The following is a 25,102-nucleotide window of genomic DNA, read 5'->3' as shown; positions in this document are numbered from 1 at the left end:
AGCGCTCACGGGCCCACCCATCGGGACGTGCGAGCCCGTCAGGTGCGGCACCTGGGGCGGGGTTCCGGGCTGAGGAGGCGGCGGGTTTCGCCGAGGAACTCGCAGCCGCGGTGCCAGTCGCCGGTCACCGCGACGGCCAGCTTCTCCACACCCGCCTCCGCGTAGGCCGCCAGCTGTTCCGCCACCTGCGCCGGGGTTCCCGCGCAGGTGGCGGCGCGCGCCGCCTCGACCGGGATGCCGTAGGTGGCCGCGACCTCGCCGGCCAGGTTCTCGCCCAGCTTCGGGTCCGGCCGCTTGGCGAACGCGCACTGCACCACGGTGGCCAGGCGGGGCGCCGGGCGGTCGTGCTGCTCGGCGAGGTCGCGGAGCCGGGTGGACTTGGCGCGGATCTCCTCCGGGCTCTGCAGGGCGGCGAACCACCCGTCGCCGTACCGGGCCGTCCGGCGCATCGCCGCGGGGGAGGTTCCGCCGATCCACAGCGGCGGCGCGGGGACCGGCGGGGCGAGGTGGACCGTGGGCCCGCCGGGCAGGGAGGTCGGCTCGCCGGCCAGCAGCGACGGCAGGAGCTGCAGGAACTCGTCGGTGCGCGCGCCGCGCGTGGTCGGGTCGACGCCGACGGCGTCCCAGCCGCTGTCGTGGTCGCCGACGCCGATGCCCAGGTGCAGCCGGTCGCCGCCGGTCAGCTGCTGCAGGGTCGCGATCTGCTTGGCCGCGCAGACGTGCGTGCGCAGCGCGGGCAGGTACACGGCGAAGCCGATGTCGATGCACTCCGTGACCGCCGCCGCGGTCGCCAGCGCCAGCATCCCGTCGAGCACCGGAACTCCGTCGGCGAGGTGGTCACCGCACCACACCGAGTCGAGTTCGGCGTCCACCGCGTGGTAGGCGGCTTCCCGGATCTCCACCGCCGGAATTTCCATCTGCGGCAGGAAGATCCCGATCTCCATAGCCATCTGCTGCTCCTGGGGTCGGTGCTCGGCCCCAGGATCGGACTTAGAGCGCGCTGGAGGTCAAGAGCACAGCGACGGGATCGCCCGCGCGAGCCCGGTGGTGTGCAGGTGGTCCAGCTCTGCGCGGGTCCGGTTGAACGAGCCCGCCAGTCGGCCCTTGCACGACGGGTGCTCGCGCAGCTGCCGGGTGTCGCGCAGCTCCAGCAGGATCTCGTCGTTCAGCCGGTCGATGACCGGCCGCACCTCGCCCAGGTCGGGGCGCTCGGTCGGCTGCTCGTCGGGGTTCGCGGCCCAGCGGTCGTGCAGGGCGTGCTGCACGACCTTGCTCGCCTCGATCTGGTCCCGGAAGATCCGCTGCGCCGCCGCGGGGTCCAGGCCGAGTTCGGCGGACTTGCGCGCCACCGCGTCGAGCACCTGCTGCTCGCGGGCGGGATCGTCGATCGGCTGCCCGGTGCCCCACTTGGCGGCGGCCACCTGGTCCGCGGTGGCGACGCGCTCTGCCGCCGCGTGCAGCAGCGGGTCGAGCGAGCCGGGGTCGGCGTGCGCCGGGGCGGCGAGCGCGACGATGACGGCACCGGTGACGAGCAGCGACCGCACGGCGAACCTCCGGGTCAACGATCAGGCCGCGGAGCAGTATTGCCCACCGCGCGACCCGTGGCCACCGCTGCCGCGCCGGTATTCTCGGCTTGGTGCTGATCGACCTCAGCGCGGACTGGTACCGCGCGATCGTGAGCTGGGCGGCCGGGACCCCGCTGTGGGTGCACCACGTCGTGCTGTTCGCGACGCAGGCCCTGCTCGGTGTGCTGGCCGCGCTGACCGTCCTGTCGTGGTGGCGCGCGGGGCGCCGCCCGCAGCACTTGATCCCGCTGCTGGCCGGTGCCCTCGGCTGGGTGCTCGCCGGGCTGATCAAGGACGTCTTCCAGCAACCGCGCCCGTGCAACGCGATGCCGATCGAGACGATCAGGGCGTGCGCGGAGGTGAGCGTCTGGTCGCTGCCCAGCGGTCACTCGACGGCCGCCGCGGCGCTCGCGGTCGCCCTGGCCCTCCAGTGGCGGCGGATCGCGTTGCCGGCCTTCGCGATCGCCGCCCTGGAGGGCTTCACCAGGATCTTCATCGGGGTGCACTACCCGCACGACGTGCTCGCGGGATTCATCCTGGGTGCGGTGGTGGCGGTGGTGTGCACTCGGCTCGGTTGGCGCGCGCGAAGTCGCGGAACGAACGCGCCGGGCGCCCCGTGAGGTCCGGCACCACCGAGGTGACCAGGTCCTCCGACCCGGCGCGGATGTTGAGGTCCATGGCGGTCAGCGCAGCGGCGAAGTCCGCGGGCACCGACGTGGAGTGCTGCCGGATCCGCTCCTCCGGCGTGATGTCCTCGTGCCGCACCGGCCGCCCGGTGACCTCGGAGATGATCGCCGCGGCCTCGGCGTGGCTCAGCGCTTCCGGGCCGGTGAGCACGTACTCGCGGTCGATCTCGTCCGCCGCGAGCAGCGCGTCGGCGACCGCGGCGATGTCGGCGGCGTCGATCCAGCCCAGCCGGCCGTTGCCGGTCGCGGTGCGGATCACGCCGCGTTCTCGCAGTTCCACCGCGACCGGGTGCGGGCCGGTGAAGTTCTGCATGAACCCGGACGGGCGCAGCACCGCGGAGTCCGGCATCGCCGCGACGCGATCGCGCAGCCGGGTGAGCCCGGGGATCACCGCCAACGACCCGAGCAGCACCACCCGGCGCCCTTCGGCGGCCCGCAGGAACGGCTCGACCAGCGGCATCGGTTCCAGCACACCGATCGGCGGCACCAGGAAAACCTGCTCGACGCCCTCCAGCGCAGGGCCGTGAGTGCGCGGATCGGACCAGTCGAAGCGCACGTGATCGGGATCAGGCCCGGGGTGCCTGCTGGCGATCCGCACCGGAACTCCGCGCCCGCGCAGCAGCGCCGCGAGCGGCCGACCGGTGTTCCCGGTGCCGCCGGTGACCAGCACGGTCATGCGCGCACCTCACCGACGAGCTCGTCGGCCAGCTCGCGGAGCGCGCCCGTCGCCCGTGCCGCCCGCACCGGGCTCCAGTAGTCGCGCAGCTCCGCGAAGGCGCCGTCGCGCACCACGAACACCGAGACGTAGCGCATCTCGTAGGGCCGGCCGGTGGCCACGGTGCGCCCGTGCGCGCTGAACTCGACGACGATCGTCGCCGGGTCGGTGGTCCGGTGCACCACGACCGAGGGAAATCCGGTGATGTCCATCCGGGCCGGGTAGTCCGCCAGGTACGCGCGCAGCTCCTCCCGCCCGGACAGCCGCGCCGGGGTGCCCTCGGCGAACGGGAACTCGACGGTGCAGTCCGGGGTGAACAGGTCGACGAATCCGGCCATGTCCTTGGTCAGCAGCAGGTCCAAAGCCCGCTGGAACAGTTCTTCAGCTTCCACGCCACCCACGTTCCCGGTCCGGCGCGGCGGCAGGCAGGGCCGCGGTTGCCCCGGACCAGCGGTCCGTGGCTGCGCAGACCGGGACCGTGGCAGGCTGGACCGGTGAACAAGCTCGAACTGGCCCAGTTCCTGCGCCGCCGCCGCGAGGCCCGGCGGCCCGCGGAGGTCGGGCTGAGCGTGAGCGGTCGCCGCCGCACGCCGGGCTTGCGCCGCGAGGAAGTCGCCTGGCTGGCCGGCGTGTCGACGAACTACTACGAGCGCCTGGAACAAGCCCGCGCTCCGCGCCCGTCCACGCAGGTGCTCGCGGCCCTGGGCACTGCGCTGCGGCTGACCGAGGCAGAAGGCGAGCACTTGGCCCGCTTGGCCGGGCAGGCGCCTCCGGCGCGCGACGAGCCGGTGCCGGAGGGCGTGCTGCGGCTGCTGGACCGGCTGGGGCCGGTTCCCGCGTACGTCGTCGACGAGCGCTACGACGTGGTCGCGTGGAACGCCCTGGCAGTGCGCTTGATCGCGGACTTCTCCGAGCTGCCGCCGGAGGAGCGCAACGTGCTGCGCATGGCGATGCGCGGCGGCCGGTGCTCCTCATCGGGCGACGAGTTCGTGCGGCAGGCGGCGGCCGACCTGCGGGTGGCAGCCGCCCGCCACCCGGACGACCGGCGCATCACCGAGCTGGCCGACGAGTACGCCGAGTTCAACGCGCAGTTCGCGGCGTCGTGGACCGATCACGACGTGCAGGTCCGCCCCACCGTGCGCAAGCGGATCGAGCACCCGGACCTGGGCGAGCTCGACCTGGAGGCCCAGGTCCTGCACGCCCCGAACAGCGCCCACCGCCTGATCTTCCTGACGGCGGAACCGGGTACTCGATCCCACGAAGCCCTTACCGCGCTGAGCGCTGCGGGAGGTGATAGGCCCAGTTCCACACCGCTTCGAGCGGACCGCGTTCGAAGCGCCGGAGCCACAGCGAGGCCAGCGTCATGAACGTCGCGCAGATCGCCGCCCAGGCCAGCAGGACCCACCACGGACGCGCCCAGTCGAACTGCGCCGCCAGCCCCAAACCCCAGCCGTAGCAGAGCACTGCGCCGACCAGGTTCTGGAAGACGTAGCAGGACAGCGCAGTTCGGCCGACGGAGGTCAGACCTCGGCGCAGCACACCGGGTTCACCGCGCAGCGAAGCCAGCACCGTCGGGATCAGGCCGAGCAGGCCCAGCGCGATCGCCGGCGGCAGGATGTAGCGGTCCACCATGAGCCACTCCGGTCCGGCGAAGGTCGTGACCAGGTTCAGCGGCACGCCGATGCCGAAGCCGAACAGCATCAACCGGTTCCGCAGCCGCTGCTGGTCGGCGTTGAACACCCCGGCCCGGTACAGCCGCGCACCGGCCAGGAACAGCAGCGTCGACAGCGGGATGATGAAGATGGCCTCCGCGCGGTAGCTGCCCCACTCGGTCAGGCGCCCGGTGAGCTGTTCGAGGTAGCTGCCGTGCGTGTAGAGGTCGGTCGGCGGGGTGGAGAGCGACACGTGGCCGCTCAGCATCCCGAGGGTGGTCAGGCCGATGAACGCCACGTGCACGGTGCCCATCGCGATCATCCAGCCGCGCTGCGCCCGGTCGCTGCGGCCGATGAGGTAGGCGACCAGGATCGAGGTCACCGCGTAGCTCATCAGCACGTCGTACTCGAAGATCAGCACGTAGTGCAGCAGGCCCTCGGTGAACAGCAGCCCGGCCCGCCACAGGTACCAGCCGGGCCACTTGCCGCCGCGCCGCTTCGCGGAGCGGTACTGCAGCTCCAGCCCGATGCCGAACAGCAGGGTGAGCAGCGCGAGGAACTTCCCGTTGGCCAGCCAGCGCAGCGCCGCTTCGACGTACGAAGCGCCGCCGTCGAGCGTGATGTTCAGGGCGGCTGTCGGGCCCTGCGGGTTGGTGAAGATCCAGATGTTGGTGCCGAGGGTGCCTAGGATCGCCACACCGCGGATGACGTCGAGCGCGCCTATCCGCGTCGAGGTGGGCACCTGTTGCAGAGTTGTCATGGGTTCCCCAGTTGTCGGAAGCACTCCGGCGCTGTGACGGAGGGTTACGATGCAACTGCATGGTAAACAGCCGGGCGCCGGTTTTGCAATGCAGTTGCATTGGAAAGGTTGGTGACGTGCCGAAACAGGTCGACCACGAAGCGCGGCGCACCCAGATCGCCGAGGCGCTGCTGCGCCTGGCCAGCCGCGGCGGGCTGGAGGCGGTGAGCCTGCGCGACGTCGCGGCGGAAGCCGGCATCTCGATGGGCGCGGTGCAGCACTACTTCAAGAGCAAGGAGCAGATGCTCCTGCACGCGATGGACCACGTCACCAAACGCGCTGGTGAGCGGATCGTGGCCGCGCTGAGCCAGCAGGGCGAGCGGCCATCGGCGCGGAAGATCGTGCGCACCGTGATGCTCGAAATGCTGGCGCTCACCGACGACAGCCGCATGGAGTTCCTGACGCACCTGGCGTTCTTCATGCGAGCGCTCGGCTCGCCCGAACTGGCCGCGATGTACCGGGAGTGGTGGCCGGAGCTGGAGCGCTGGCTCACCGGCGAGCTGCGAACGGCCCAGGAGTCCGGAGAGCTGCCGCCCGGCCTCGACCCGGCCCGGGAGGCGGAAATCCTCCTGTCGATCCCCGACGGCCTGTCGGTGGGCCTCCTCCTCGGCCACCGGACGGGAGAAGAGGCGATCGCCACGATCGACTACCACCTCGACCGGCTCTTCGGTGGTCACCGGTCGTGAGCGGGCCTCCTGTCAGGAGCGGACCTCGGCGTAGGTGAGGGCGCCGGGAGTGGCTTCGGCGGTGCCGCCGGTGGTCTCCGCCAGCCAGGTGCCGAAGGCGTCCACTTCGGACACCGGGACGTTGACGTGGAAGCGGACCACGTCCTGGTACTCGGTGTCGACCACCTGGTAACCGGCCGAGCGCAGATCGTTGTCCAGCTTGCCCGCCAGCAGGTAGTCCACTTCGGTCGTCACGGTCCGGACCGGGCGGCGCTCGACCAGCCCGACGTGCTCCAGAGCCGCCGACACCGCGCCGCCGTAGGCGCGCACCAGCCCGCCCGCGCCGAGCAGCACCCCGCCGAAGTACCTGGTCACCACGGCCACCGCGTTGGTGACCTCGTTGTGCCGCAGCACCTCCAGCATCGGCACGCCCGCGGTGCCCGCCGGTTCGCCGTCATCGCTGGACTTCTGGATCTCACCGAGATCGCCGAGCACGAAAGCCGAGCAGTGGTGGCGCGCGTCGTGGTGCAGCTTGCGGCGCTGCTGGATGAACTCCCGGGCCTGCGCCTCATCGGTCACCCGGGCCAGCGCGCAGAGGAACCGGGACTTCTTGACCTCCAGCTCGTGCTCACCGGACTGCGTGATGGTGCGCATCTGTCCCCTTCGGAAGGTGGCGTTGCTCACGGCCCCGCTGGGCTGTTCCCCCATCCTCCCACCGCGGCAACGCCGCAGGTCAACGCGGTGCGGCGGCGATCGGGGGACGGCGATTTCCGTTGTGGCCCGCGGGCACGTAACGTCCCCCCTCATGGAGCAGTCCTCGAACCCGTTTGAACCAGGCGTGCGGGTCCGCGCCACGTTCGGCCGGTTCCGCGACAAGGTCGGCACGGTCGTGGAGACCGCCACCGGCCTCCCCGAAGTCTTCGACGGCCCCGTCCTGTGGGTCCGCTTCGACGGAGCCGAAGACCCCGGCCTGGTAGCAGGCCGCTTCCTCGAAGCGGCCTGATTCCTGGCTCGTTCTGCGTGGCGGTGCGGGTGGCGGAACCTCAGCGTCCGCCTGGCTCCGGGATGTCCGATACACGACGAACGGGCTGTCCTCGCCAGGCGAACGCTGAGATCCCGCGGCGGTGCGAGCTGCGAGGGTGGGTCATGCGCCTGCGGCGCATGCGGCAGCTCCCGAGACGCGAGCGGTTGCACGTCGCGGCTGCGGTCGCCGGGCGTGCGAAACGTTCAGTCGCGCTCTCGTCACTCCGCGCCAGTTCTGCGGGAGACCGCGGTCAGCCCCAGACCTCGGCGGCGGTTTCCACGACGAGGCGGAGCTTGGCCACTTCCTCTTCGCAGGTCAGGGAGTTGCCGTCCTTCGTCGAGGCGAACCCGCACTGCGGTGACAGGCACAGCTGGTCGATGTCGACGTAGCGGGCGGCCTGCTCGATGCGGCGCTTGAGCGCGTCCTTCGACTCCAGCTCGCCGCGCTTGGTGGTGACCAGGCCGAGCACCACGGCCTTGCCCTTCGGCACGAACCGCAGCGGCTCGAAGCCGCCGGAGCGCTCGTCGTCGAACTCCAGGAAGAACCCGTCCACGTCGAGCTCGTTGAACAGCGCCTCCGCGACGAAGTCGTAGCCGCCCTCGGCGACCCACGACGAGCGGAAGTTCCCGCGGCACATGTGCGTGGTCACCGCCAGGGTGTCCGGCCGCCCGCGCAGGGACTCGTTGATCAGCTGGATGGTCTGCAGGTGCGCCCGCTCGGCGTCGTCGCCGCGCGCGGTCAGCTGGGCCCGCTGCGCCGGGTCGTTGAGGTAGGCCAGGCTGGTGTCGTCGAGCTGCAGGTAGTGGCAGCCGAGATCGGCCAGCGCGCGCACCTCGGTGCGGTAGGCCGCGGCCAGGTCGCTGCGGAACTCGGCCAGGTCCGGGTAGGTGGCCTCGTCGATGGCCGCCCGGCCGCCGCGGTAGTAGAGCATGCCCGGCGACGGGATGGTCAGCTTCGGCGTCGCGGTGGTGACCCGCTCGGCCAGCGCGGTGAACGCCTCCGCGAAGATCGTCCGGCTCAGCCCGATCCGGCCGGTGACCCGCAGATCGGGCGTGGCGAACTCGACGTCGCCCCGCTCGTTGCGGAACTGCACCTTGAGGCTGGCGTCGTCGACCCGCTCCACGCCGTCGAGCTGGTAGAGGAAGTCCATGTGCCAGGAGCTGCGGCGGAACTCGCCGTCGGTGGCGCTGTGCAGGCCGACCTCCTCCTGCATGGCCACCACCTGCGTGATCGCCTCGTCCTCGACCCGCCGCAGCTCGGCGTCGTCGATGCGGCCTGCGGCGTGGTCGTCGCGGGCGTCGAGCAGGGATTGCGGGCGCAGCAGGCTGCCGACGTGGTCGGCTCGGAACGGTGGGGAGACGCGAGGGCTCATGGCCGCACGATAGTTTGCTAATGCGATCGTGCCCAGACCGCTCCCGCGGTGACCGTTTCGCCAGGCCCGGCGGCCGCCGGGGTGACCCGTGACCGGGTTGCTCGTTGGTGATGGCTGTGAGCAAGGACAAATCGGTACTACCGGTCCGCTGGATAAAATCGACCGGGACAACTGACGTCGGGGCTGACGGATGGAGACGATGCGAGTTCTCGTGATCGGAGCCGGAGTCGGAGGACTCGCCATCGCCAACGGGCTGCTCGGCCAGGGCCACGAGGTCCAGGTCTTCGAGCACGCCGACACCCTGCGCACCAGCGGCGCGGGCATCACGGTGTGGAGCAACGGCACCGCCGCGCTGCGCGAACTGGGCATCGACATCGAACCGTCCGGCCGCAAGCTGCACAGCCTGCGCTCGCTCACCGACTCCGGCCGGCTGCTGTGGGAAGCCGACCTCGGCGAGGTCACCGAGCGCCTCGGCTCGCCGACGGTGCAGATCGCGCGCCGCGAGCTGATCGCCGAGATGGCCGCCGCGCTGCCGCCGGAGGTGCTGCACTTCGGCCGCCGCTGCGTCGGCGTCGTGGAGCGGCCGGACAGCGTCGCGGTGGAGTTCGACGACGGCAGCGAAGCCGTCGGCGACCTGCTGATCGGCGCCGACGGGCAGCGCTCGGTGGTGCGCCGCGAGCTGCTCGGCGGTGACCCGGCCAAGCCCACCGGCTGGGCGAGCTGGCAGGGCCTGACCCGCAGCGACCTGCCCGTCGCGCACGGCCACCAGACGCTGAACATCGCGGGCCGCAACGCGCACTGCGGGCTGATCCCGACCGGCGACGGACTGCTGCACTGGTGGTTCGACATGCCGTGGAAGGAAGGCGACCCGGTGCTCTCGGTCGCCGACCTGCGCGCGGTCTTCGCGGGCTGGCCGGATCCGGTCGAGCAGCTGCTGGCGTCGGTCACCGACGACGACCTGGGCTTCTTCCCGCACATCCGGCACAAGGTCCCGCACGTCTGGGGCGGCCCGCGCAGCACGCTGCTCGGCGACGCCGTCCACGCGATGCCGCCGGCGGTGGCGCAGGCGGCGAACCAGACGCTGGAAGACGCCTGGCTGCTCACGCAGTACCTGTCGGGTGCGGGCGACGATCTGGCGCCCCGGCTGCGCGCCTACGAGCAGGAACGCCGCCCCCGCGCCCTCAAGGTGTCCCGCACGGCGGCGCTGACCTCGGCCCAGCGCAGCACGCCGCTGCAACGCCTGGCGAAGTTCCCGGGCTGGCTGGCCACCCGCAGCCAGGTGGCCTCCCTGCGCTCCGGCAGCAACGTCCTGCGCGGCTTCGCCCCGCGCCCCGCGATCCAAGCCGCCTGACGGCTCCGTCGCAATTTCAATGGAAATCAGACGTCTGATTTCCATTGAAATTGCGGAGATTCCGACACCTGTCGGCGTGTCGGGCCGCGACACGCCGGAGGACGTGCAACTTCAATTGAAATTGGATGTGTGATTTCAATTGAAATTGCGGATCGTCGCTGGAAGCGCGACGGCCCGCCGCGCCGGTGGTGGCGGGCGGGCCGTCGGGTCCGGCCGGTCAGGCGCCGGCCGCGAAGGTGTCCGGGTCGGGGCCGACGCGGACGTCGGTGCGCAGCGCGGTGATCGCCGCGACGTCGTCGTCGGCCAGCTCGAAGTCGAAGACCTCGATGTTCTCCTTGATCCGCGACGGGGTGACCGACTTCGGGATCACCACGTTGCCCAGCTGCAGGTGCCAGCGCAGCACGATCTGCGCCGGGCTCTTGCCGTACTTCTCGCCCAGCGAGGCCAGCGTCGTGTCGTCCAGCAGGCCCTTGCCCTGGCCCAGCGGGCTCCACGCCTCGGTGGCGATGCCGTGCTCGGCGTGGAAGGCGCGCAGCTCCGCCTGCGGCAGGTTCGGGTGCAGCTCGATCTGGTTCACCGCGGGCACCACGTCGGTCTCGTCGAGCAGCCGCCGCAGGTGCGGGATCTGGAAGTTCGACACGCCGATCGCCTTGGCGCGGCCCTCGTCGTACAGCTTCTGGAACGCCTTCCAGGTGTCGACGTACTTGTCCTTGGCGGCGACCGGCCAGTGGATCAGGTACAGGTCGACGTACTCTAGGCCGAGCCGCTCCAGGCTCTCGTCGAAGGCCTTCAGCGCGCTGTCGTGGCCCTGCTTGTCGTTCCAGAGCTTGGTGGTGACGAACAGGTCCTCGCGCGCGATGCCCGATTCGGCGATCGCCCGGCCCACGCCCTCCTCGTTGCCGTACACCGCGGCGGTGTCGATGCTGCGGTAACCGGCCTCCAGCGCCGACTTCACCGGTGCGACGACCTCGTCGGCCGGCACCTGGAAGACGCCGTAGCCGAGCTGCGGCATCGCTGCGCCGGTGTTCAGCGTGATGTTCGGAACCTGAGTCATGTGGGTGATGTCCTCCGCCGTATCGCGTTCGTCGCCGACTCCGAGGAGCCGGCACCAGGTGGAACCGATCCAGTCGATCGTGGATTCCCGCCACGCGGTGTGGCCCGTACCGCAGGCCACCGTATTTCACCCACCGCGCGATCGCCCAGGAAGTGTTCCGCGAGTGACCCGTGTGGCACCCGGTCAGCCGATCTCGACGGTCTCGGCGGGCTGCGCGGCGACCGTCCCGGCGGGCCGCGGTCGGCGGTCCAGCCAGCCCGACAGCAGCGCGAAGCCGAGGCCGACGATGGCCAGCAGGGCGCCGACCCAGCTCGGCGCGGTCAGGCCCAGCCCGGCCGCGATGACCAGGCCGCCGAGGTAGGCGCCCAGCGAGTTGGCGATGTTGAAGGTGGACTGGATGCTCGCCGAGCCCAGCGCGGGCGCTTCCTTCGCCTGGTCCAGGATCCGCGCCTGGATGCTCGGGATGGCCGCGAAGCCGGTCGCGCCGATCAGGAACACGGTGATCGGCGCCAGCACGGCGCTGTGCGCGGTGAACACGAACAGGCCGAGAGAGGCGGCGAGCGCGGTGAGGAAGACGTACAGCGTCCGCATCGGGTTGCGGTCCGCGAGCCGCCCGCCGAGCGCGGTGCCGACGGTCATGCCGACGCCGAACAGCGCCAGCAGCGGGGTGACCGCGGTCGCCGAGTAGCCGGTCACGTCGGTGAGCACCGGCTTGATGTAGCTGTAGAAGGAGAAGGTCGCGGCGAAGCCGAAGACCACCACGGCGAACGCCAGCCACACCTGCGGGCGGCGGAACGCGCGCAGCTCGCCGCGCAGGCTGACGTCGGTGGGCTTGGGCTGGGCGGGCACCAGCGCGGCGACGGCGGCCAGCGCGACCACGCCGATCACCGCGACCAGGCCGAACGCCCACCGCCAGCCGAGCGCCTGGCCGAGCAGCGTGCCGATCGGCACGCCGACGATGTTGGCCACCGTCAGGCCGATGAACATCATCGAGATGGCCTGCCCGCGCTTGTCGGCGGCGACCAGCCCGGCCGCGACGACGGCGCCGATGCCGAAGAACGTGCCGTGCGGCAGCCCGGCGACGAATCGGGCGGTCAGCAGCAGCTCGTGCGTGGGGGCGAACGCGGAGAACAGGTTCCCGGCGGTGAACAGCACCAGCATGCTCAGCAGCATCGCCTTGCGCCGAGCGCGCATGCCGAGAATGGTCAGCAGCGGCGCACCGATCACCACGCCGAGCGCGTACAGCGAGATGTAACCGCCCGCGTCCGGGATGGACACCTGCAGGTCGGTGGCGACCTCGGGCAGCAGGCCCATCATCACGAACTCGGTCGTCCCGATCCCGAATGCGGCGATGGCCAGGGCCAGCAGGGCAATGGGCAAGGAAATCCCCCTGAGACGGAACGTGCCGGACGGTGTGCGATCACCCCACCGCGCGCACGCCGGAGCGGCTCGTCGGGGCGGGGAGGTGGAACGGCTCACGCAGGCGTTCCCAGTTGTGCTCAACAGTATCCCGGCGCCCCGGTGTTCCTGAACCGGTTATGAACCGCGCCACGTTCAGCTCTGGCACCGAATTCATTAGTCCACTGTGGATTCCAAACGGTGCGTTCCGCACATTTCCCGGCCGCTCGCGCTGTGCGGTCTGGCAAACGGGGAAAACGTGGAAACTTTTCGCAACTGACTACCTACCGCGAGTCGACCGGTGATAGCCCTCGACGCGACCCATCCCCGCTCTCCACGGAGGGGCCGATGCGCTCGAAGGTCGTCGCGGTCGTGTTCGCGGCGCTGGCACTGCTGGTGGCGAGCACCGCCTCCGGCGCGGCCGCGCCACCGGAGCCGCACCGCTTCATCACCCGGCCGGATCTGAGCCCGCCGGTGGTGCGGATCGACACCCCGGCCAACGGCACCGAACCCGGCAGCATCTTCCTCGCGCCGCACGGCACCGCCGCCCAGAGCGGGCCGATGATCATCGACGACGCGGGCCAGCCCGTCTGGTTCCAGCCGGTCGGCGACGGCGCCAAGCTGTTCACGATGGACTTCAAGGCCCAGACCTACCGCGGCGAACCGGTGCTGACCTGGTGGCAGGGCGCGCCGCGGCCGGGCTACGGCGAGGGCGAGTACGTCCTGCTGGACCGCTCCTACCAGCAGGTGGGCACTGTCCGGGCGGGTGGCGGCCTGCGCGCCGACCTGCACGAGATGATCATCACGCCGCGGGACACGGCGCTGCTGATCGCCTACCGCACCGTGCAGCTCGACCGGCCCGTAGTGGAAGGCGTCGTCCAGGAGATCGACATCGCCACCGGTGAGGTGCTGTTCGACTGGCGCAGCCTGGACCACGTGGCGCTCGACGAGTCGACGGTGCCGGTCCCGGAGGATCCCGCGGCGCCCTACGACTACATCCACCTCAACTCGGTCACCGAGGACGCCAACGGCAACCTGCTGATCTCCGCGCGCCACACCGATGCGATCTACCAGCTGGACCGCGCCACCGGCGGGGTGCAGTGGCGGCTCGGCGGCAAGCGCAGCGACTTCGCGCTCGATCCGGACGCGGTGTTCGGGCGGCAGCACGACGCGCGCTGGCACCCGGACGGCACCATGAGCCTGTTCGACAACGCGGCCAGCGAGCCCGGACCGGCCTCCCGGGCCCTGGTCCTCGAAGTCGACCAGGCCGCGCGCACGGCCCGCGTGGTGCGCGACTTCACCCACCCCGGTGGCGCCACGAGCGTCAGCCAGGGCGGCCACCAGGTGCTGGCCGGCGGCAACAGCTTCGTCGGCTGGGGATCGCAGCCGGAGTTCACCGAGTTCGACGAGACCGGCGCGGTGGCGCTGCACGGCTCGTTCGGCGACAACATGCCGTCCTACCGGGCCTTCCGCCTGCCCTGGACCGGCACGCCCACCGAGCCCCCGGTGGCCGCGATGAACGCCGACGACGGGACTCCGACGGTGTACGCGAGCTGGAACGGCGCCACCGAGGCCCGCGCCTGGCGCGTCCTCGCCGGCCCGGCGCCGGACCAGCTCCGGCCGGTAGCGGACGTCCCGAAGACGGGCTTCGAAACCGCTGCCGACCTGCCGGCCGCGGAGGACTACGCGGCGGTCGAAGCCCTCGACGCCAACGGCCAGGTGCTGGCCCGCTCGGAGGTCGTCAAGGACTCGTGAGCACCGCCGGGTCAGCGGATCCAGCGGTAGCCGGGGTGCACGCCCGGAGCCAGCTCGTGGCTCCGGGCCAAGTGCTCCAGAAGCGCTTTGAGCTGCGCTCGCTCGTCCGGGGCCAGGGCCTGGCAGAAGGCGTCCTCGTGCCGGGCACCCACCTCGATCACCTCGTCCAGCAGCTCGGTTCCCCCGGCGGTCAGGGTCAGGTGCTGGACGCGCCGGTCGCGGGTGCCGCGGGTGCGGGTGACCAGACCGCGGTGCTCCAGGTCGTCGACGAAGGCCACCACCTTGCTCGGCAGCAGGCCCAGCTCGCCGGCCAGCTGCTGCTGGCTGAGGCCGGGCTGGGCCGAGATCATCCGCAGCACGCCGACCAGCGGAGGTGTCAGCCCGAGCTCCTCGACGCGCGCGCCGAACTGCGTCGCGGCCTGCGCGCCGAGCTGGCTGAGCAGGAACGCGATCCCCGGGGATTCAGCGGCCACGCGAGCATCTAACCACCGGCCCGCCCGGCCGCCGCCGATCGCCCGATCCGGCTCCGTTTCCGCTGTTCAGGAGCCGTGAGTCCTTTTAGGCGCTATAGCACCCCAAAGCACTCACGGCCCATTACCAGCGGAAACGGGGCCTTCATCGCCTCACCGGCGCCCGTGCCTCAGCGTGACGTGCGCTTCCGCCTCCAGGCGCTCGGCCATGTGCGGGTAGTGCAGTTCGAAGGCCGGGCGGATCGAGCGCACTCGCGGCAGCGAGGTGAAGTTGTGCCGCGGCGGCGGGCAGGAGGTCGCCCACTCCAGCGAGTTCCCGTGCCCCCACGGGTCGTCCACCCCGGCCACCGTCCCGAACCGGTAGCTCTTGAACACGTTGTAGAGGAACGGCAGCATCGAGCCGCCCAGCACGAAAGCGCCGATGGTGGAGACCACGTTCAGCGCGGTGAAGCCGTCGGTCGTCAGGTAGTCGGCGTAGCGGCGCGGCATGCCCTCGGCGCCCAGCCAGTGCTGCACCAGGAACGTCAGGTGGAAGCCGACGAAGGTCAGCCAGAAGTGCAGCTTGCCCAGCCGCTCGTCCATCATCCGGCCGGTCATCTTCGGGAACCAGAAGTACACGCCCGCGAACACCGCGAACACGATGGTGCCGAACAGCACGTAGTGGAAGTGCGCCACCACGAAGTAGGTGTCGGTGACGTGGAAGTCCAGCGGCGGCGCGGCCAGGATGACCCCGGTCAGCCCGCCGAGCAGGAACGTCACCAGGAACCCGACGGAGAACAGCATCGGCGACTCGAAGGTCACCCTGCCGTGCCACATGGTGCCGATCCAGTTGAAGAACTTGATGCCGGTCGGCACCGCGATCAGGAACGTGGCGAAGGAGAAGAACGGCAGCAGCACCGCGCCGGTGGCGAACATGTGGTGCGCCCACACGATCGCGGACAGGCCCATGATCGTCATCGTGGCCAGCACCAGCCCGGTGTAGCCGAACAGCGGTTTGCGGCTGAACACCGGCAGGATCTCGGTGACGATGCCGAAGAACGGCAACGCCACGATGTAGACCTCCGGGTGACCGAAGAACCAGAACAGGTGCTGGTACAGGATCGCGCCGCCGTGGGCCGGGTCGAACGCGTGCCCGCCGAGGTGCCGGTCGATCAGCAGCCCGAACAGCGCCGCGGTCAGCACCGGGAACGCCATCAGCACCAGCAGGCTGGTGGCCAGCACGTTCCAGCAGAAGATCGGCAGCCGCCACATCGTCATGCCGGGGCAGCGCAGGCACACCAGCGTGGTGATCATGTTGACCGAGCCGAGGATCGTGCCGAGCCCGCTGACGATCAGCCCGGCCGCCCACACGTCCCCGCCGGGCCCCGGGCTGAACGAGCGCGACAGCGGCGCGTACGCCGTCCAGCCGAAGTCGGCCGCGCCGTTGGGCAGCACGAACCCGCTGATCACGATCAGCCCGCCGAACAGGAACAGCCAGTACGACAGCGCGTTCAGCCGCGGGAACGCCACGTCCGGCGCCCCGATCTGCAGCGGCAGCACCACGTTGGCGAAGCCGAAGATGACCGGGGTGGCGAACAGCAGCAACATCACCGTGCCGTGCATGGTGAACAGCTGGTTGTACTGCTCCTGGGACAGGAACTGCAGCCCCGGCGAGGCCAGCTCGCCGCGGATCAGCAGCGCCATCACCCCGCCCGCGATGAAGAAGGCGAACGACGTGAGCAGGTAGAGGACCCCGATCTGCTTGGGATCGGTGGTGCGCAGCCACGGCACGAGGTGCTCGCCCTTGCGCTGCCGCCGCGTGGTGCGCGCCCGTGTGGGAATCGGTTTGGGTTCGACCCAGGTGCTGGCCATCCACGCCTCCAGCGGCTCGGGTCCGGGCTGGCCGTGTCCCTGTTCCTACCCACTCCCGCGCCCCGGCAATCACCGGTCGTGGAAGTCCTTGCGGAGGCAGCGCGGAGAGGTGCCTCGCACGGTGCTGCTCCGGGAGGCGACTGCGTCGGGTGGGGTCTCAGATGGCGCGTTCGACGGCGCCGAGAGCCATCGCGTGCAGCAGGCGGGACATCGCCTCGGTGTCCAGGTGCGCGCTGTAGGGCGTCGAGTTGATCAGGCCGAACACCGCGTGCGCCGCCGCGCGGGCCGTCGGGCGCGGTAGTTCCGGGCGGATCCGGCACAGCACGTCCACCCACACCTCCACGTAGCTGCGCTGCAGCTCGCGGACCTTGTGCCGGTCGTCGTCGGCGAGGCTGTCCAGATCGCGCATGTGCACGGTGATCAGCGCCGGGTTGCCCAGGGCGAACTCGACGTGCCAGCGCACCAGGCGGTCCAGCGCGTCGTGCGGGTCGGCCGCCTCGCCGACGCGGTCCTGGCCGCCGCGCAGCAGCCGGTCGCTGATGCCGGTCAGCAGCTCCGCCAGCATCGCGTCCTTGCTGCGGAAGTGCCGGTACAGCGCGGGTCCGGAGATGCCCACGGCGCTGCCGATGTCGTCGATGCCGACCCCGTGGAACCCGGCGCGGGCGAACTTCTCCGCCGCCGCGGCGAGGATCTGCTCGCGGCGGGACGGCTTGGCTGAATCGGTGGGCATCGGGGTCGATGCTAGACGAACCGGGTTAGTCATCGTTAACATCGGTCGCGTTAACGATGACTAACCTCCGGTGGAAGGTGTGCCCCGCATGGATGCGCCCGCCCTGCGCACGACCGCGGATCCGGACTCGGCGGAGTTCGCCCGCTACACCGAGCAGCACGCGAAGCTCGTCGAGGACCTCAACGCCCAGCTCGCCCGCACTCGCCTCGGCGGGCCGGAGAAGGCCCGGATCCGGCACGTCGAGCGCGGCAAGCTGCTGCCCCGCGACCGGGTCGACGCGCTGCTCGACCGCGGCTCGCCGTTCCTGGAGCTCTCGCCGCTGGCCGCGCACGGCCTCTACGACGACGAGGCGCCCTCGGCGGGCATCATCACCGGCGTCGGCCGGGTCTCCGGCCGCGAATGCGTGGTGGTGGCCAACGACGCCACGGTCAAGGGCGGCACCTACTACCCGCTCACGGTGAAGAAGCACCTGCGGGCGCAGGAAGTCGCGCTGCACAACAACCTGCCCTGCCTGTACCTGGTGGACTCGGGCGGCGCGTTCCTGCCCAGGCAGGACGAGGTCTTCCCGGACCGCGAGCACTTCGGCCGGATCTTCTACAACCAGGCGACGATGTCGGCCCGCGGCATCCCGCAGATCGCCGCCGTGCTCGGCTCGTGCACAGCGGGCGGCGCCTACGTCCCGGCGATGAGCGACGAGGCGGTGATCGTCCGCGACCAGGGCACCATCTTCCTCGGCGGCCCGCCGCTGGTGAAGGCCGCGACCGGCGCCGAGGTGACCGCTGAGGAGCTGGGCGGCGGTGAGCTGCACAGCCGCACCTCCGGCGTCACCGACCACCTGGCCGCCGATGACGCCGACGCGCTGCGCATCGTCCGCTCCATCGTCAGCACCCTCGGCCCGCGGGCGTCCCGGCCCTGGGACGTCGCGCCGGTCGAAGCGCCGGTGGTCGATCCGGACGAGCTCTACGGCGTGGTACCGACCGACAGCCGCACGCCCTACGACGTGCGCGAGGTGATCGCCCGCATCGTCGACGGCAGCCGGTTCGCCGAGTTCAAGCAGGAGTACGGCCAGACGCTGGTCACCGGCTTCGCCCGCATCCACGGGCACCCGGTGGGCATCATCGCCAACAACGGGATCCTGTTCAGCGAGTCGGCGCTCAAGGGCGCGCACTTCATCGAGCTGTGCGACAAGCGCTCGATCCCGCTGGTGTTCCTGCAGAACATCTCCGGCTTCATGGTCGGCAAGGAGTACGAGGCCGGCGGCATCGCCAAGCACGGCGCGAAGATGGTCACCGCGGTGGCCTGCGCCCGCGTCCCCAAGTTCACCGTGGTGATCGGCGGTTCCTTCGGCGCGGGCAACTACTCGATGTGCGGCCGGGCGTACTCGCCGCGCTTCATGTGGATGTGGCCGAACGCGCGGATCTCGGTGATGGGCGGTGAGCAGGCCGCATCGGTGCTGGCCACGGTCCGCCGCGACCAGCTCGACGCGCGCGGCGAGGACTGGCCGGCCGAGGCGGAGGAGGCGTTCAAGCAGCCGATCCGCGACCAGTACGAGCACCAGGGCCACCCGTACTACGCGACGGCCCGCCTGTGGGACGACGGGGTCATCGACCCGAAGCAGACCCGCACGGTCCTCGGCCTGGCGATCTCGGCGGCGGCCAACGCCCCGCTGGAAGACATCTCCTACGGCGTCTTCCGGATGTGACCGGTATGCGCTGCTCAGGTCCCGTGCGCGTTTTGGGGCGCTATAGCACCCCGAAACGCTCACGGGCAACGACTCTGCCGTGCGAGGCGAAGGGATGACGATGCAGCACTTCGACGCGGTGCTGGTGGCGAACCGGGGCGAGATCGCGGTCCGGGTGATCCGGACGCTGCGCGAGCTGGGCATCCGCTCGGTGGCCGTGTACAGCGATGCCGACCGCGATGCCCGGCACGTCCGGGAAGCCGACACAGCCGTCCACATCGGACCGAGCGCGGCCGCCGAGAGCTACCTCGACGGCAAGCGGATCCTGGACGCCGCCCGCAGCACCGGTGCCCAGGCGATCCACCCCGGCTACGGGTTCCTGGCCGAGAACGCGGCCTTCGCGAAGGAATGCGCCAACGCCGGGATCGAGTTCATCGGCCCACCGCCGACCGCGATCGAGTCGATGGGCGACAAGATCCGCGCCAAGCAGACGGTGTCGGCCGCCGACGTCCCGGTGGTGCCCGGCCGCAGCGAACCGGACATGACCGACGCCGACCTGCACCGGGCGGCCCTCGAGATCGGCTTCCCGGTGCTGCTCAAGCCCTCCGCGGGCGGCGGCGGCAAGGGCATGCGACTGATCCACGACGAGTCCGCCCTGGACGATCAGATCGCCTCGGCCCGGCGCGAGGCGCGCTCCGCCTTCGGTGACGACACGCTGTTCGTGGAGCGCTTCGTGGCCCGCCCCCGGCACATCGAGGTCCAGGTGCTGGCCGACGCGCACGGCAACGTCGTGCACCTCGGCGAACGCGAGTGCAGCCTCCAGCGGCGCCACCAGAAGATCATCGAAGAGGCCCCGTCGCCGCTGCTCGACGAGGCGACCCGCGCCCGCATCGGCGCCGCCGCGGTGAACGCGGCCCGCTCGGTCGGCTACGTCGGCGCGGGCACGGTGGAGTTCATCGTCTCCGCGGACCGGCCGGACGAGTTCTTCTTCATGGAGATGAACACCCGCCTGCAGGTCGAGCACCCGGTCACCGAGCTGGTCACCACCGTCGGCGGGCAGCGCGGCATCGACCTCGTCGAGCAGCAGGTCCGGGTCGCGGCGGGCGAGCCGCTGCCCTGGTCCCAGCAGGACATCGCGCTCGAAGGGCACGCGGTGGAGGCCCGCGTCTACGCCGAGGACCCGACGCGCAACTTCCTCCCGACCGGCGGCGACGTGCTCGCCGTCCACGAGCCGGCGGGCCCGGGCGTGCGGGTGGATTCCGGCGTCCGCCCGGGTGCCCGGGTCGGCTCGGACTACGACCCGATGCTGGCCAAGGTCATCGCCTGGGGCCCGAACCGCACCGACGCGCTGCGCCGCCTGGACAAGGCGCTCGGCGACACCGCTGTCCTCGGCCTGCAGACCAACGTCGCGTTCCTGCGCGCGCTCCTGCGGCACGAGCAGGTGCAGGAGGGCGCCCTCGACACCGGCCTGGTCGAGCGCGAACTCGATGCGCTGATCGCCGAGAGCAAGACCACGCCCGACGAGATCTACGTGGCCGCGGCCCTGGAACGGCTGCTCGCGGCGGAACCCACCGGCACCGCGGTCGACCCGTGGGACGTCCCCGACGGCTGGCGCCTCGGCGAACCGGCGTGGAGCACCTGGCGCTTCGCCGCCGACGGCGACGAGGTCGAGGTCCGCATCCGCGGCCGCGCCCGCGACGCCGAGGTCTCGATCGAGTCCGGTGCCGGCGGCGAATCCGCAATTTCAATTGAAGTTGGACGTGCAACTTCAATTGAAATTGCGGGATACCGGGCATCGGCGGAAGCGCACGGCGACGCGCTGACCGTCACCTACCGGGGCCGCACCCGCCGCTACCGCTTCGCGCACGTGGACGGCACCACGTGGCTCGCCGCCGACGGCCGCACCTGGGCGCTCGCCGAGCACCGGCTGCTCGCCGACCGCGGCCCGGCGGGCGGCCGGTCCGGCGGAGCGGTGACCAGCCCGATGCCGGGCACGGTGCTGGTCGCCGACGTCTCCGCGGGCCAGCAGGTCACCAGCGGACAGCGGCTGTTCGTCGTCGAGGCGATGAAGATGGAGCACACCATCACCGCCCCGATCGACGGCGTCGTCACCGAAGTGCACGTCAGGAAGGGGCAGTCGGTCGGGCTCGACCAGCCGCTGGCTGTCCTCACCGCCCCGTCGGACGCGACCGGGACAACGAAGGAGGCCCAGTGATGGTGGACCACCGGCTCAGCGAGGAGCACGAAGCCCTGCGCGACAGCGTGCAGACCTTCGCCCGCAAGGAAGTCGCCCCGGTCATCGGCGACTACTACGAGCGCGAGGAATTCCCGTACCCGCTGGTGCGCACGATGGGCGAGATGGGCCTGTTCGGCCTGCCGGTCCCGGAGGAGCACGGTGGCATGGGCGGCGACTACTTCGCGCTCTGCCTGGCGCTGGAGGAGCTGGCCCGCGTCGACTCCTCGGTGGCGATCACCCTGGAAGCGGGCGTGTCACTGGGCGTCATGCCGATCTACCGCTTCGGCAACGACGAGCAGCGCGCCACCTGGCTGCCGAAGCTGGCCCGCGGCGAGATCCTCGGCGCCTTCGGCCTGACCGAGCCGGGCGGCGGTTCCGACGCGGGCTCCACCCGCACCACCGCGGTGCTGGACGGCGATCAGTGGGTGATCAACGGGTCCAAGGCGTTCATCACCAACTCCGGCACCGACCTCACCGGGCTGGTCACGGTCACCGCGGTCACCGGCCAGAAGCCGAACGGCGGCAAGGAGATCTCCACGATCATCGTGCCGTCGGGCACTCCCGGGTTCGAGGTCGCCAAGAAGTACTCCAAGGTCGGTTGGAACGCCTCGGACACCCACGCGCTGTCCTTCGACGACTGCCGGGTGCCCGCCGGGAACCTGCTCGGCGAGCGGGGCCGCGGCTACGCGCAGTTCCTCGCCACGCTCACCGAGGGCCGGGTGGCGATCGCGGCGGTCGGCGTCGGCCTGGCCCAGGGCTGCGTGGACGAGTGCCTGCGCTACCTCGACGAGCGCGAGGCGTTCGGCCGCAAGATCGGCGAGTACCAGGCGATGCAGTTCAAGGTCGCCGACATGGAGCTGCGCGCGCACACGGCGCGCCTGGCCTACTACGACGCGGCATCGCGGATGCTGCGCGGCGAGCCGTACAAGAAGCAGGCCGCGATCGCGAAGCTGGCCTCGTCGAACGCGGCGATGGACAACGCCCGCGACGCCACCCAGATCTTCGGCGGCTACGGGTTCATGAACGAAACGCCGGTGGGCCGCTTCTACCGCGACGCGAAGATCCTGGAGATCGGCGAGGGAACCAGCGAGGTGCAGCGCATGCTGATCGCCCGGGAGCTCGGCCTACCGGCCTGACGCGGGTGAGCCTCGGAGGCCGCCTGGCTGCGGGGTCCCGACCGATGCACGGCGAACGGGGCTGACCTCGCCAGGTGACCTCTGAGAACCCGCGGTGGTGCGAGCTGCGCCGCTGCGAAGAACAACGAGCGTGAGGCTCCCGAAAAGCGGACGTCCCACCGACCCAGGTGCCCCGGGGTCGGTGGGACGTCGTTCGTCCAGGTGCCGGTTCAGTGCCGGAAGCGGTTCTGCGGCACGGTGATCTCCTCGGTCTGCTCGACGTCACCGCGCTGCACCGGCTCGGCCACCGGCCGGAAGTCCTGCTGGGTGTCCTGGTCGGGCCACATCGGTGCCGACTGCGCCTGCGGCGCTGCGGGCGGCTGCTGCTCGTCCTCCATGGCCAGGTGCTGCAGCACCCAGTCCCGGGCGAGGGTCGCCGGTGAGGTGCCCTGCTTGGCCGCGAGCTCCTTGAGCCGCTCGTTGGCCATCAGGGGCAGCCGGAGCTGGTGGACCTGCGCCGCGCCGAAGCGGCGGCCGGACCCGGTGGACTCGACGTCTTCCTCCGGAGCCAGCGCAGCGAGGTACGACTCGAACTCGTGATCGGGTTCGGCCGGTTCGGCCGTCTTCTGCCGACGGCTGGTCTTGGTTCGTCCTAGAGCCACGTGCCCACGATAACGGTTGGGTTGCGACGCGCGAATCCCTGTGAGGCCCGTCACCGCGGAAGCCGGCCTGCGAGGAGCGGAGGGCCCCCGCGTCAGGGGGACGAACGCGGGGGCCGGAGGGGATCTCCACAGGTGCTGACCGGGGGTGTGTCAGCGACCCGATTGTGGCACGCGACGAGCGGCCTTGGGGAGCTTTCGACGCACGATTCGTGCGTCCGGCGCTTCCCGGGCGGGCCCGGTCGGCGGTCTTGCGCAACGGTTCGACGTGCTAATCGCCCGAAATACGTCAGTTCGCGCTGGGCCAGTCGGTGATGGTGTAGCCGGCCTCGGTGATCGCCGCGGTGACCGCGTCGCGGCTGAGCTCCTGCTCGCTGAGCACCGACACCTGCCCGCTGGCCACCGACACCTGCACGTCGGTGACGCCGGGCAGCTCGGAGAGCTCCTCGGTGACCGATCGGGCGCAGTGGCCGCAGGTCATGCCTCCGACGGTGAACGTTCGAGTGCTCATGCGAGTTCCTTCCCGAGTCGACCGGGCCGCGCCGGTGCGGGCTTTCCGTCCGGTGTGGACGATCAAATCAGGGGCCCGGCGCCTGGCGAGCATCCGAAGTGGATCGTGACCCCGGAGAGTGATTACTGAGCGTCGAAGTCAAATCACTCTGTGGGGGGCTGCGGGTGTGGACAACCTGTGGATAGCCTGCGCCGGGAACCCGAGGCCGGGGAGGCGTCATGTACGGGTCGCTGGACGTACGGAAGTTCTTGTGGCAGCAGGAGGACGGAGCCTCGCGGCAGTCGCCCGCGGTGCCCGCTCCGCGTGCTGGCGAGCCCTCGCGGATCTCGCCGGAGCAAGTGCACAAGGCGCGGATGGCGGTCGCTCGCGGGGCAGAGGACGCGGAAGATTGCAGACTCCTGCTGGACATGTTGGGATTGGCTCCCGACGAGGACGGACTGCCTCCGGTCACCCGCTGACCGGAGCCGCGCGGAGGCGTCGCCCGGCGGGCGCGACGCCTCGGGTCGGAGTAACTTCCGGTGGCAGTGTTGATCAACCGTTCGTGGGTCTCATCGCTCGGAAGAGCGGAATCGGCGAACGACTGCCCGCCGGAGCCGAGCCATGCCGAAGCAGCACCGGGCGCAGCTCACCCGCCGCGCCATCCTCACTGCGGCGGCGACGGAGTTCGACCGGGTCGGGTACGAGGCCGCGGCGCTGAACGCGATCCTGCGGCGCAGCGGGACCACCAAGGGAGCCTTCTACTTCCACTTCTCATCCAAGGAGGCGGTGGCCGAAGCGCTGGTCGCGGTCTACGCGGCCGGGCTCGCCGAGCTGCGGCGGGAATGGCTGGAGCGCGACCGGGACCCGCTGTCGACGGCGGTCGGCCTGACCGTCGAGGTGGCCCGCAGGCTGGAGCAGGACGTCGTCCTCCGCGCGGGACTGCTGCTCGCCTGCCGACGCGTCGGTGCGGTCGCCGACGGCTGGGACGGCTTGATCGACCGCTTGCTGCACGAGTCGGCGGAAGCGGACCAGCTGCGCCCCGGTGCGGATCCGGCTGCGGTGGCCCGGGTGGCCTACGCGGCTCTGGTCGGCACGCACACGGTCGGCTCGGACTTCGCCGCCCTGCCGGAGCGCGTCGCCGAGACCTGGCAGGTGCTGCTGGCCGGGGTCGCCCGCGAAGGCGCGCTGCGGCCGGAGCGCACCGGCCGATCATGAGGCCCGGATCACATTTTTCAGCGTTGGTCGTTTTGTCGGATTTTCCGCCCCGATCGGCCTCCCGGCGGGCGTCGGCCGACTCCTGGAGCGTCTTGCCGCCGGATCTGGTGAAGTGTCGAAATGGCCAGGTCAAGTCGGTAGCCTGGCGGTCGAGCGCGGGTGCTGGGAGGGGCCCGCGGCGGGGCGCTTCGGCTTAAGTGACCCCCCTGCGTTGGGGCCGCTGGAGGCATGTCGTAAGCTTTCTTCAACGCCAACGGAGCGGACCTGAAAAGGGAAAGCCGGTTGGAGGCAAGGCCGGGTCGGTTCCGAATCGGCCAAGCCCCCATCGTCTAGCGGCCTAGGACGCCGCCCTTTCAAGGCGGTAGCGCGGGTTCGAATCCCGTTGGGGGTACGGACAACTGAATACAGCAAGCATGGCCCAGTGGCGCAGTTGGTTAGCGCGCCGCCCTGTCACGGCGGAGGTCGCGGGTTCGAGTCCCGTCTGGGTCGCCAAGGCGAACGGCATGAAGCCGGACGCTATCGGCCAGGTAGCTCAGTTGGTACGAGCGTCCGCCTGAAAAGCGGAAGGTCGGCGGTTCGACCCCGCCCCTGGCCACCAACACGAGCTGCGATCAAGCCC

At 70.9% G+C, this 25,102-nt stretch carries 25 protein-coding genes and 3 tRNA genes; 14 read left to right on the top strand and 14 right to left on the bottom strand.

The window, feature by feature from the left end; translation table 11 throughout:
• Positions 1-38: 38 nt before the first annotated feature.
• Both C4T78_RS25960 and C4T78_RS25955 read right to left on the bottom strand, forming a co-directional pair.
• On the bottom strand, positions 39-950 hold the full coding sequence (locus tag C4T78_RS25960; protein WP_093354205.1) for an LLM class flavin-dependent oxidoreductase: 912 nt from the start codon (positions 948-950) through the stop codon (positions 39-41).
• Between the two features lie 57 nt (positions 951-1,007).
• Positions 1,008-1,544, bottom strand: coding sequence for a chorismate mutase (locus C4T78_RS25955; protein WP_093354203.1), 537 nt, complete (start codon positions 1,542-1,544; stop codon positions 1,008-1,010).
• A 92-nt stretch (positions 1,545-1,636) separates the two neighbouring features.
• Between C4T78_RS25955 and C4T78_RS25950 the strand changes: the two genes are divergently transcribed.
• Positions 1,637-2,185: a phosphatase PAP2 family protein gene (locus tag C4T78_RS25950; RefSeq protein WP_143185891.1), complete on the top strand. Its 549-nt coding sequence runs from the start codon at positions 1,637-1,639 to the stop codon at positions 2,183-2,185.
• Here C4T78_RS25950 and C4T78_RS25945 read toward each other — a convergent pair.
• Together C4T78_RS25945 and C4T78_RS25940 are read right to left on the bottom strand one after the other, a co-directional pair.
• Positions 2,097-2,927, bottom strand: coding sequence for an NmrA family NAD(P)-binding protein (locus C4T78_RS25945; protein WP_093354198.1), 831 nt, complete (start codon positions 2,925-2,927; stop codon positions 2,097-2,099). The genes C4T78_RS25950 and C4T78_RS25945 overlap by 89 nt on opposite strands.
• On the bottom strand, positions 2,924-3,358 hold the full coding sequence (locus C4T78_RS25940) for a nuclear transport factor 2 family protein (protein ID WP_235863620.1): 435 nt from the start codon (positions 3,356-3,358) through the stop codon (positions 2,924-2,926). Before C4T78_RS25940 ends, C4T78_RS25945 begins: the two co-directional genes overlap by 4 nt.
• A 102-nt stretch (positions 3,359-3,460) precedes the next feature.
• Here C4T78_RS25940 and C4T78_RS25935 point away from each other — a divergent pair, with 102 nt between their 5' ends.
• A complete protein-coding gene (locus C4T78_RS25935; RefSeq protein WP_093354196.1) occupies positions 3,461-4,333 on the top strand; it encodes a helix-turn-helix transcriptional regulator in 873 nt (290 codons plus the stop codon).
• Here the strand turns inward: C4T78_RS25935 and C4T78_RS25930 are convergent.
• Positions 4,233-5,378 carry a DUF418 domain-containing protein gene (locus C4T78_RS25930; protein ID WP_093354194.1) on the bottom strand — a complete coding sequence of 382 codons (1,146 nt, stop codon included), beginning with the start codon at positions 5,376-5,378 and terminating at the stop codon, positions 4,233-4,235. The genes C4T78_RS25935 and C4T78_RS25930 overlap by 101 nt on opposite strands.
• 116 nt (positions 5,379-5,494) lie before the next feature.
• Here C4T78_RS25930 and C4T78_RS25925 point away from each other — a divergent pair, with 116 nt between their 5' ends.
• Positions 5,495-6,103, top strand: a complete 609-nt coding sequence (locus C4T78_RS25925; RefSeq protein WP_093354191.1) for a TetR/AcrR family transcriptional regulator — start codon at positions 5,495-5,497, stop codon at positions 6,101-6,103.
• A 12-nt stretch (positions 6,104-6,115) separates the two neighbouring features.
• Here C4T78_RS25925 and C4T78_RS25920 read toward each other — a convergent pair whose 3' ends face one another.
• Complete coding sequence (locus C4T78_RS25920) at positions 6,116-6,736, bottom strand: YigZ family protein (RefSeq protein ID WP_093354189.1); 621 nt, start codon at positions 6,734-6,736, stop codon at positions 6,116-6,118.
• A gap of 151 nt (positions 6,737-6,887) precedes the next feature.
• On the opposite strand from C4T78_RS25920, the gene C4T78_RS25915 reads away from it, so the two are divergent.
• Positions 6,888-7,085: a hypothetical protein gene (locus C4T78_RS25915; RefSeq protein ID WP_093354187.1), complete on the top strand. Its 198-nt coding sequence runs from the start codon at positions 6,888-6,890 to the stop codon at positions 7,083-7,085.
• A gap of 271 nt (positions 7,086-7,356) precedes the next feature.
• Here the strand turns inward: C4T78_RS25915 and C4T78_RS25910 are convergent, their stop codons facing one another.
• Entirely contained in the window at positions 7,357-8,478 is a 1,122-nt protein-coding gene (locus C4T78_RS25910; RefSeq protein WP_093354185.1) for a 5-methyltetrahydropteroyltriglutamate--homocysteine S-methyltransferase, read from the bottom strand.
• A gap of 199 nt (positions 8,479-8,677) precedes the next feature.
• Between C4T78_RS25910 and C4T78_RS25905 the strand changes: the two genes are divergently transcribed.
• Positions 8,678-9,829 (top strand): FAD-dependent monooxygenase, encoded by a 1,152-nt coding sequence (locus tag C4T78_RS25905; protein ID WP_235863619.1) that lies wholly within the window; start codon positions 8,678-8,680, stop codon positions 9,827-9,829.
• 217 nt (positions 9,830-10,046) lie between these two features.
• Here C4T78_RS25905 and C4T78_RS25900 read toward each other — a convergent pair whose 3' ends face one another.
• Positions 10,047-10,883 carry an aldo/keto reductase gene (locus C4T78_RS25900; protein WP_093354572.1) on the bottom strand — a complete coding sequence of 279 codons (837 nt, stop codon included), beginning with the start codon at positions 10,881-10,883 and terminating at the stop codon, positions 10,047-10,049.
• A 183-nt stretch (positions 10,884-11,066) separates the two neighbouring features.
• Positions 11,067-12,263, bottom strand: coding sequence for an MFS transporter (locus C4T78_RS25895; protein WP_093354180.1), 1,197 nt, complete (start codon positions 12,261-12,263; stop codon positions 11,067-11,069).
• Between the two features lie 366 nt (positions 12,264-12,629).
• Here C4T78_RS25895 and C4T78_RS25890 point away from each other — a divergent pair, with 366 nt between their 5' ends.
• Complete coding sequence (locus tag C4T78_RS25890; RefSeq protein WP_093354178.1) at positions 12,630-14,036, top strand: arylsulfotransferase family protein; 1,407 nt, start codon at positions 12,630-12,632, stop codon at positions 14,034-14,036.
• An 11-nt stretch (positions 14,037-14,047) separates the two neighbouring features.
• Here C4T78_RS25890 and C4T78_RS25885 read toward each other — a convergent pair whose 3' ends face one another.
• The 3 genes from C4T78_RS25885 to C4T78_RS25875 form a co-directional block, all read right to left on the bottom strand.
• Positions 14,048-14,509 (bottom strand): MarR family winged helix-turn-helix transcriptional regulator, encoded by a 462-nt coding sequence (locus C4T78_RS25885; protein WP_093354176.1) that lies wholly within the window; start codon positions 14,507-14,509, stop codon positions 14,048-14,050.
• Between the two features lie 150 nt (positions 14,510-14,659).
• Positions 14,660-16,357 (bottom strand): aa3-type cytochrome oxidase subunit I, encoded by a 1,698-nt coding sequence (gene ctaD, locus C4T78_RS25880; protein ID WP_093354173.1) that lies wholly within the window; start codon positions 16,355-16,357, stop codon positions 14,660-14,662.
• A 157-nt stretch (positions 16,358-16,514) separates the two neighbouring features.
• Complete coding sequence (locus tag C4T78_RS25875; protein WP_093354171.1) at positions 16,515-17,087, bottom strand: SACE_7040 family transcriptional regulator; 573 nt, start codon at positions 17,085-17,087, stop codon at positions 16,515-16,517.
• Positions 17,088-17,175: 88 nt separating this feature from the next.
• Between C4T78_RS25875 and C4T78_RS25870 the strand changes: the two genes are divergently transcribed.
• From C4T78_RS25870 to C4T78_RS25860, 3 genes are all read left to right on the top strand, one after another.
• Entirely contained in the window at positions 17,176-18,789 is a 1,614-nt protein-coding gene (locus tag C4T78_RS25870) for a carboxyl transferase domain-containing protein (protein WP_093354168.1), read from the top strand.
• Between the two features lie 94 nt (positions 18,790-18,883).
• Entirely contained in the window at positions 18,884-20,983 is a 2,100-nt protein-coding gene (locus C4T78_RS25865; RefSeq protein ID WP_093354166.1) for an acetyl/propionyl/methylcrotonyl-CoA carboxylase subunit alpha, read from the top strand.
• Positions 20,983-22,140: an acyl-CoA dehydrogenase family protein gene (locus C4T78_RS25860; protein ID WP_093354569.1), complete on the top strand. Its 1,158-nt coding sequence runs from the start codon at positions 20,983-20,985 to the stop codon at positions 22,138-22,140. Before C4T78_RS25865 ends, C4T78_RS25860 begins: the two co-directional genes overlap by 1 nt.
• Positions 22,141-22,349: 209 nt before the next feature.
• Here the strand turns inward: C4T78_RS25860 and C4T78_RS37130 are convergent, their stop codons facing one another.
• Both C4T78_RS37130 and C4T78_RS25850 read right to left on the bottom strand, forming a co-directional pair.
• Entirely contained in the window at positions 22,350-22,781 is a 432-nt protein-coding gene (locus tag C4T78_RS37130) for a hypothetical protein (RefSeq protein WP_235863618.1), read from the bottom strand.
• A 286-nt stretch (positions 22,782-23,067) separates the two neighbouring features.
• The gene (locus tag C4T78_RS25850) at positions 23,068-23,289 is read right to left on the bottom strand and encodes a heavy-metal-associated domain-containing protein (RefSeq protein WP_093354163.1); all 222 of its coding nucleotides are present in this window, start codon (positions 23,287-23,289) and stop codon (positions 23,068-23,070) included.
• 218 nt (positions 23,290-23,507) lie between these two features.
• Between C4T78_RS25850 and C4T78_RS37125 the strand changes: the two genes are divergently transcribed.
• The 5 genes from C4T78_RS37125 (at position 23,508) to C4T78_RS25825 (ending at position 25,081) form a co-directional block, all read left to right on the top strand.
• Positions 23,508-23,747 (top strand): hypothetical protein, encoded by a 240-nt coding sequence (locus C4T78_RS37125; protein WP_093354161.1) that lies wholly within the window; start codon positions 23,508-23,510, stop codon positions 23,745-23,747.
• A gap of 142 nt (positions 23,748-23,889) precedes the next feature.
• Positions 23,890-24,483 (top strand): TetR family transcriptional regulator, encoded by a 594-nt coding sequence (locus tag C4T78_RS25840; protein ID WP_093354158.1) that lies wholly within the window; start codon positions 23,890-23,892, stop codon positions 24,481-24,483.
• Positions 24,484-24,801: 318 nt separating this feature from the next.
• A tRNA-Glu gene (locus C4T78_RS25835) sits at positions 24,802-24,874 on the top strand.
• Positions 24,875-24,898: 24 nt separating this feature from the next.
• A tRNA-Asp gene (locus C4T78_RS25830) sits at positions 24,899-24,975 on the top strand.
• A gap of 29 nt (positions 24,976-25,004) precedes the next feature.
• Positions 25,005-25,081 (top strand) — tRNA-Phe (locus tag C4T78_RS25825).
• The last annotated feature ends 21 nt before the right edge of the window (positions 25,082-25,102 follow it).

The organism is Saccharopolyspora kobensis, from assembly GCF_900108315.1.
Classification (GTDB): Bacteria; Actinomycetota; Actinomycetes; order Mycobacteriales; family Pseudonocardiaceae; genus Saccharopolyspora; species Saccharopolyspora kobensis.
This window is presented reverse-complemented; position numbering and strand designations above follow the sequence as displayed.